Consider the following 7,493-nt stretch of genomic DNA (forward strand, 5'->3'; position numbering starts at 1 on the left):
ATCGGGTTCTTGCCCATTTTCTTGGCGTAGGCAACGGTGGTGGCAACGGCCAGCTCGCTGGACTTCTCGCCACGAATCACTTCAACCAGCGGCATCATGTGCACCGGGTTGAAGAAGTGCATGCCGACGAAGTTTTCCGGACGCTTGAGGGCTTTGGCCAGCAAGTTTATGGAAATGGTCGAGGTGTTGGACGCGAGGATGGTGTCCTCTTTGACCTTGTCTTCGACTTCGGCCAGCACGGCTTGCTTGACCTTCGGGTTTTCGACGACCGCTTCGACGACCAGGTCGACGTGACCGAAATCACCGTAGGACAGGGTCGGACGAATGCCGTTGAGCACTTCAGCCATTTTCGCCGCGGTCATGCGACCTTTATCAACGCGGCTCACCAGCAGCTTGGCGGCTTCAGCCAGGCCTTGCTCGATGCCGTGCTCGTTGATGTCTTTCATCAGGATCGGCGTGCCTTTGGAGGCCGACTGATACGCGATACCGCCACCCATGATGCCGGCGCCCAATACAGCGGCCTGCTTCACGTCCTTGGCGATTTCGTCGTAGGCCTTGGCCTTTTTCTTCAGTTCCTGATCGTTCAGGAACAGACCGATCAAGCTCTGCGCGGCAGAGGTCTTGGCCAGTTTGACGAAACCTGCAGCTTCGACTTCCAGCGCCTTGTCGCGACCGAAGTTCGCCGCTTTCTGGATGGTCTTGATCGCCTCGACCGGGGCCGGGTAGTTCGGGCCAGCTTGACCGGCCACGAAACCTTTGGCGGTTTCGAACGACATCATTTGTTCGATGGCGTTGAGCTTGAGTTTTTCCAGCTTTGGCTGACGCTTGGCCTTGTAATCGAATTCGCCGGAGATGGCGCCTTTGATCAGGTTCAGTGCCGCTTCCGCCAGCTTCTCGGGAGCAACCACGGCATCGACGGCGCCGACTTTCAGCGCGTCTTCAGCACGGTTTTCCTTACCCGCGGCAATCCACTCGATGGCGTTGTCGGCACCGATGATGCGCGGCAGGCGCACGGTACCGCCGAAGCCCGGGTAGATGCCCAGCTTGACTTCCGGCAGGCCGATTTTCGCGGTAGCGGACATGACGCGGAAGTCCGCTGCCAGGCACATTTCCAGACCGCCACCCAGAGCGATGCCGTTGATCGCGGCGACAGTCGGGACGTTGAGATCTTCGAAATCGCTGAAAATCTTGTTGGCTTCGAGGTTGCCTGCAACAAGCTCTGCATCAGGCAGCTTGAAGTTCTCGACAAATTCGGTGATGTCGGCGCCGACGATGAAGACGTCCTTGCCACTGCTGACGATCACACCCTTGATCGAAGCATCTGCCTTGATGGTGTCTACGGCCTGACGCAGTTCGTTCAGGGTTAGACGGTTGAACTTGTTGACGGACTCACCCTTGAGGTCGAATTTCAATTCGACGATGCCACTTTCAAGAGCCTTAACCGTGATGGCTTTACCTTCGTAAATCATCAACTGATCTCCACGATATGGAAGCTGAACAGTACACGTCGGACGCAGGCGAATGGCTGGGCAGGGACGTTAAACGTCAATGCTACGCCAATCCACCCGGCACACCCGCCAACGCGATAGTCGGGATTCTGTAGGAGCGGTCTGTAATACAAACGCTCAATTCATACGCCCGTTTGATTTGGGTATGTCACCTTCACGGAATTTCCGGCAATTGTCAATCGCGCAAAATACGGGTTGAAACGCGACTTTCCGGTCATTCCCGTAACGCGAAGATCTTCAACACGCGGCTGCATGTGAGGCCATTCATAAGATCAATAGTTAGAAAAGTCGCCCTAATTCCCTGCAACCCGTGTTTAACAGGCTACGCTGGCGGGACCTTGGGGAAAAATGTGAACGCTTTGGCTAATGCCCGGCGTAAGATCAGCCCACAGCGAATTACCGGCCTGCCTGGCCAACTCCAGCCCGATGATGATGTCGGGCTTTTTATTGCCTGCGGCGTGGGGATGGGGCTCTTGCTCGCGATAAACCTGCGCGCACCGCGGGGTGTCAGGTTTGCAGCGTTAGCGTTGACGACCATCGCGAGCAAGCTTGCTCCTACAGAGAGTCGTCCGCGTGAATCGTTGGAAAATGCGATTCGTTGTGGGCGGGTTTCAGGCGAGTGCCTTGAGGGTGGCATCGATTTGTTGCAAAACAGTCGCTTCGCCCTTCTCGCCCCAGTACAACGTGATCATCTGCTTGTCCGCTTCGACCTTGTAAACGTTGTCCGGCAATTTTTCGAAATGATTCAGCAGCGCCGGATCCTCACAGACCTCCTGCCACTGATTCACCCACACACCGGGTGATTTTTGCCAGTAGCTCCAGCACGCCGGCTGATTGCCACGCCGTGGTCGGTGATACTGGGCACACGGGCTCGGCGGTTCCTTGCTCAGCCAGTGCGGCCACTCCTGGGGCGCCAGTTGCATGGCCAACCCAATGCGTCGTGCTTCCATGCGCAGGGCCATGCGGCCGCTCTGGTGGCGGGACGGTCGCAACCATGCCAGCGGACTCAACACCACCAGCAGGATTGACACCACTATCCAGACCGTCATATCTGTACTCCCGATTCTTGATGAGCGCATTCAGTCACTTTGGAGCCAATGCGCTTGAAACCAGCCATACTTACCACTATTGCAATCCTCAGGAGGAGCACCTCATGCCCTACAACCACATTCTGGTCGCTGTAGATCTAACCGAAGAGTGCGACCCTGTAATCCACCGCGCTCGCGAACTGTCGGTGAGCAACGGTGCGAAGCTGTCCCTGGTGCACATTGTCGAGCCGATGGCCATGGCCTTTGGCGGCGACGTGCCGATGGACCTGTCACAACTGCAACAACAGCAGTTTGATCAGGCCAAGGAGCGCCTTGACCGGTTGATCGTGAAATATCCGGAACTCTCCAAGGAATACAGCCACCTGACCTACGGCCAGCCACGCCAGGAGATTCACCATCTGGCCAAGGAGCAAACCTGCGACCTGATCGTGGTGGGCAGTCACGGCCGGCATGGCCTGGCGCTGCTGCTGGGCTCCACCGCCAATGATGTACTGCACGGTGCGCCTTGCGATGTGCTCGCGGTGCGCCTGATCAAAAGCTGACAACACGGAACATGTGGGAGCGGGCTTGCTCGCGAAGACGGTGGGTCATTCAACATCAACGTCGGTTGACACACCGCCTTCGCGAGCAAGCCCGCTCCCACATTTGATTTGCTTGCGACTTGCAGATCGCGTTTCATACGAAAAGCCCGGCGCTCATCACTGAACGCCGGGCTTTTTTATTGCAGGCTCAATCAGGCATCCAGCTCGGCCCAACGCTCGACCATGATGTCGAGCTCAGCCTGCAACTGCTCCAGCTGAGCAATCACGGCAGCTGTCTCGGCGGCAGGACGCTGGTAGAAACCGGCATCCGCCATTTGCGCTTCAACCGCAGCGATCTGTTTTTCCATGGCTTCGATCTGAGCCGGCAACATTTCCAGCTCACGCTGCAACTTGTAGCTGAGCTTTTTCTTCGCCACTGGCGCTTCTACCGCCGCCACTGGCGCAGCTTCAGCCGTCACGACCGCAGAGGTCAGGTCAGCCTTGCCGGATTTGCTCTCGGTCACGCCCAGCAGGCGCGGCGAGCCGCCCTGACGCAGCCAGTCCTGATAACCACCGACGTATTCGCGAACCTTGCCTTCACCTTCGAACACCAGGGTGCTGGTCACCACGTTGTCGAGGAATGCCCGGTCGTGACTGACCATCAGCACGGTGCCGTTGAAGGTCAGTAAGACCTCTTCCAGCAGCTCGAGGGTTTCGACGTCGAGGTCGTTGGTCGGTTCGTCGAGGACCAGCAGGTTCGCTGGTTTGCTGAACAGTTTGGCCAGCAACAGACGAGCACGCTCGCCACCGGACAGCGCCTTGACCGGCGTGCGGGCACGCTGCGGGCTGAACAGGAAGTCGCCGAGGTAGCTCAGCACGTGACGGCTCTGACCATCGATATCGATGAAGTCGCGACCTTCGGCGACGTTGTCGATCACGGTCTTTTCCAGGTCCAGCTGATGGCGCAACTGGTCGAAGTAGGCCACGTCGATGCGCGTCCCCTCTTCCACTGTGCCGCTCGTTGGCTGCAGACCACTGAGCATCAACTTCAGCAGCGTGGTCTTGCCGGTACCGTTGGCGCCCAGCAGACCGATACGGTCGCCGCGCGTCAGGACCATCGAGAAATCCTTGATCAGGAACGGGCCACCCGGGTGAGCAAAGCTCACGTTCTCAAGGACCATCACCTGCTTACCGGATTTGTCAGCGGTGTCCAGCTGAATGTTGGCCTTGCCGGTGCGCTCGCGACGTTCGCTGCGTTCAACGCGCAACGCTTTCAATGCGCGGACGCGGCCTTCGTTACGGGTGCGACGGGCCTTGATGCCCTGGCGGATCCAGACTTCTTCCTGGGCCAGTTTTTTGTCGAACAGCGCGTTGGCGGTTTCTTCAGCGGCCAGCGATGCTTCTTTGTGCACGAGGAAACTGGCGTAGTCGCCGTTCCAGTCGATCAGGCCACCGCGGTCCAGTTCAAGGATGCGGGTCGCGAGGTTCTGCAGGAAAGAACGGTCGTGCGTGATGAACAGCACGGCGCCCTGGAAATCCTTCAGCGCTTCTTCGAGCCAGGCGATGGCACCGATGTCCAGGTGGTTGGTGGGTTCGTCGAGCAACAGCAGGTCCGGCTCGGAAACCAGGGCCTGAGCCAGCAGGACGCGACGACGCCAGCCGCCGGACAATTCGGCGAGGGTCTTGTCGGCCGGCAACTGCAGACGGCTCAAGGTGCTGTCGACCAGTTGCTGCAAACGCCAGCCATCGCGGGCTTCGAGGTCGTGCTGGACGTGCATCAGTTTGTCCAGGTCGGCGTCGGTGACGATGTTCTGGCTCAGGTGGTGATATTGCGCAAGCAACTCGCCCACACCGTCCAGGCCTTCGGCCACCACGTCGAACACGGTCCGCTCGTCGGCTACCGGCAATTCTTGCGGCAATTCGCCAATCTTGAGGCCGGGTGCGCGCCAAACGGAGCCCTCATCGGGCTTCTGGTCGCCCTTGACGAGCTTCATCATGCTGGACTTGCCAGTGCCGTTACGGCCGATGATGCACACCCGCTCACCACGGGCGATCTGCCAGGACACCTTGTCCAACAACGGCATAGCGCCGAAAGCAAGGGACACATCGCTGAATTTGAGCAGGGTCATGAGCTTCTCCAAAAACCGGGCGCGCATTCTACCTGACTTGAGGCTTCAGAAGGCCGGCAATTTCACCTTCGTGGCACTCTGCATGACAATTGTTGCGAACTTATGCCAGCAGGCCGGCAAAGCTTTCGCCCGCTGCTGGCAAAAGGCTAAGCTACAGACAATTCAGCGCGGGCATTGTCCGCGCTTGTCATGATTTCTCTGCCCGGACGTCTCATGCGCAGTCGCCTTTTCAGTCTTTTGTCCTGTTTTCTTCTTTCCGCCACTGCCATCCACTCAGCCCAGGCGGTGGACCTGTCCACCCAGCGCCAGTATTACGATGAAGCCAAGCGCGCCTTGGCCAAGGGTGATACCGGTCCTTATTTTCGCTACAGCCAGGCCCTCAGCGATTATCCGCTGGAGCCTTACCTTGCGTATGACGAACTGACCGCGCGCCTGAAAACCGCGAGCAATGCCGAGATCGAGAAATTCCTCGCCGAACACGGTGACCTGCCGCAAGCCAACTGGATGAAGCTGCGCTGGTTGCGCTGGCTGGCCGAACGCGGCGACTGGGCGCCCTTCGTCAAGTACTACGACCCCAAGCTCAATTTCACCGAACTGGACTGCCTGAACGCGCAGTATCAGATCGGTCACAACCAGAAAGCCGAAGGTTACGCCAACGCCAATAAACTCTGGCTGACCGGCAAATCGCAACCTGCCGCGTGCGACGCACTGTTCGGGCAATGGGCCGCTGAAGGCCAGCTCACCGAGCAAAAACGCTGGGAGCGCACCAAGCTCGCCGCCCAGGCCCGCAACTATCCGCTGGCCAATAGCCTGGTCAACGGCCTGACCACCCTCGCCCCTCGTGGTCGCTTGCTGGTGGATGTGGCGCAGAAACCCGAGCTGCTGAACCAGCCGTCGCGCTTCACCCCGGCCGACGAACCGATGTCCGATGTGGTCAGCCTCGGCCTGCGCCGCCTGGCACGCCAGGACCCGGACAAGGCCATGGACCTGCTCGACGGTTATGCCAGCAGCATGCACTTCTCCCGCGATGAAAAGGTCGCGATCGCCCGGGAAATCGGCCTGACCCTCGCACGGCGTTACGACAGCCGCGCGCTGGACGTGATGACCAAGTACGACCCGGAATTGCGCGACAACACCGTGTCCGAATGGCGCCTGCGCCTGCTGCTGCGCCTGGCCCGCTGGGACGATGCGTATCAGCTGACCCGCCGCCTGCCGCAGGATCTGGCGACCACTAACCGCTGGCGCTACTGGCAGGCCCGCAGCCTGGAACTGGCGCAACCGCAAAATCCGGAAGCGCAGACGCTGTACAAAGGCCTCGCTCGCGAACGCGACTTCTATGGCTTCCTCGCCGCCGATCGCTCGCAGTCACCCTATTCGCTGGTCAACAAACCGCTGGTGCTGAGCCAGGCGCTGATCAACAAGGTTCGCAACACCCCTGGCGTGCGTCGCGCTCTGGAACTGCACGCTCGCGGGCAGATTGTCGACGGTCGCCGTGAGTGGTACCACGTCAGCCGCCATTTCAGCCGTGACGAAATGGTCGCCCAGGCGAAACTGGCCTACGACCTGAAATGGTATTTCCCGGCCATCCGCACCATCAGTCAGGCGCAGTATTGGGACGACTTGGACATCCGCTTCCCGATGGCTCACCGCGAAACCCTGGTCCGTGAAGCCAAGGTCCGGGGCCTGCATTCCAGCTGGGTGTTCGCCATCACTCGCCAGGAGAGTGCTTTCATGGATGACGCCCGCTCCGGCGTTGGCGCCAGCGGCCTGATGCAATTGATGCCCGGCACCGCCAAGGAAACCGCGCGCAAGTTCAGTATTCCGCTGGCCTCGCCACAGCAAGTGCTCGATCCGGACAAGAACATCCAGCTCGGCGCCGCTTACTTGAGCCAGGTGCACAGCCAGTTCAACGGCAACCGCGTCCTCGCCTCCGCCGCCTACAACGCCGGCCCCGGCCGCGTACGGCAATGGCTGCGCGGCGCCGACCACCTGAGCTTCGACGTGTGGGTAGAAAGCATCCCGTTCGACGAAACCCGCCAGTACGTGCAAAACGTGTTGTCGTACTCGGTAATCTACGGCCAGAAACTCAATTCGCCACAGCCGCTGGTGGATTGGCATGAGCGGTATTTTGATGATCAATAACCGGTAATGCCCAGGAGCTGTGTAGGAGCTGTGTAGGAGCTGTGTAGGAGCTGTGGGGGGGGGGGGGGGGGGGGGGGGTTTTTTTTTTTTTTTTTTTTTGTTGATGAAGAGAAAAAATGAGAGCAGGGGGAGGGGGGAAGCGCG

The 7,493-nt window shown here is 59.4% G+C and carries 4 protein-coding genes and 1 pseudogene (1 of these 5 running past the window's edge); 2 read left to right on the forward strand and 3 right to left on the reverse strand.

Features of this window, described 5'->3' with window-relative positions; genetic code table 11:
* Together fadB and ACIPL2_RS05285 are read right to left on the reverse strand one after the other, a co-directional pair.
* Positions 1-1,469, reverse strand: a pseudogene (fadB, locus tag ACIPL2_RS05280) (fatty acid oxidation complex subunit alpha FadB) (it extends 643 nt beyond the left edge of the window).
* A gap of 650 nt (positions 1,470-2,119) precedes the next feature.
* On the reverse strand, positions 2,120-2,557 hold the full coding sequence (locus tag ACIPL2_RS05285) for a hypothetical protein (protein WP_401353668.1): 438 nt from the start codon (positions 2,555-2,557) through the stop codon (positions 2,120-2,122).
* 104 nt (positions 2,558-2,661) lie between these two features.
* Between ACIPL2_RS05285 and ACIPL2_RS05290 the strand changes: the two genes are divergently transcribed.
* Entirely contained in the window at positions 2,662-3,099 is a 438-nt protein-coding gene (locus ACIPL2_RS05290) for a universal stress protein (protein WP_008151425.1), read from the forward strand.
* Between the two features lie 191 nt (positions 3,100-3,290).
* On the opposite strand, the gene ACIPL2_RS05295 is transcribed toward ACIPL2_RS05290, so the two are convergent.
* Entirely contained in the window at positions 3,291-5,207 is a 1,917-nt protein-coding gene (locus ACIPL2_RS05295; protein WP_059404529.1) for an ATP-binding cassette domain-containing protein, read from the reverse strand.
* A gap of 213 nt (positions 5,208-5,420) precedes the next feature.
* Between ACIPL2_RS05295 and ACIPL2_RS05300 the strand changes: the two genes are divergently transcribed.
* A complete protein-coding gene (locus ACIPL2_RS05300; protein WP_401353671.1) occupies positions 5,421-7,349 on the forward strand; it encodes a transglycosylase SLT domain-containing protein in 1,929 nt (642 codons plus the stop codon).
* The last annotated feature ends 144 nt before the right edge of the window (positions 7,350-7,493 follow it).

This window comes from Pseudomonas sp. NPDC086251, from assembly GCF_044746405.1.
GTDB lineage: Bacteria > Pseudomonadota > Gammaproteobacteria > Pseudomonadales > Pseudomonadaceae > Aquipseudomonas.

Bases quoted from the DNA above. Each gene is read 5' to 3' on its own strand.
- ACIPL2_RS05285 (WP_401353668.1), bottom strand. From the start codon at position 2,557: ATGACGGTCTGGATAGTGGTGTCAATCCTGCTGGTGGTGTTGAGTCCG.
- ACIPL2_RS05290 (WP_008151425.1), top strand. From the start codon at position 2,662: ATGCCCTACAACCACATTCTGGTCGCTGTAGATCTAACCGAAGAGTGC.
- ACIPL2_RS05295 (WP_059404529.1), bottom strand. From the start codon at position 5,207: ATGACCCTGCTCAAATTCAGCGATGTGTCCCTTGCTTTCGGCGCTATG.
- ACIPL2_RS05300 (WP_401353671.1), top strand. From the start codon at position 5,421: ATGCGCAGTCGCCTTTTCAGTCTTTTGTCCTGTTTTCTTCTTTCCGCC.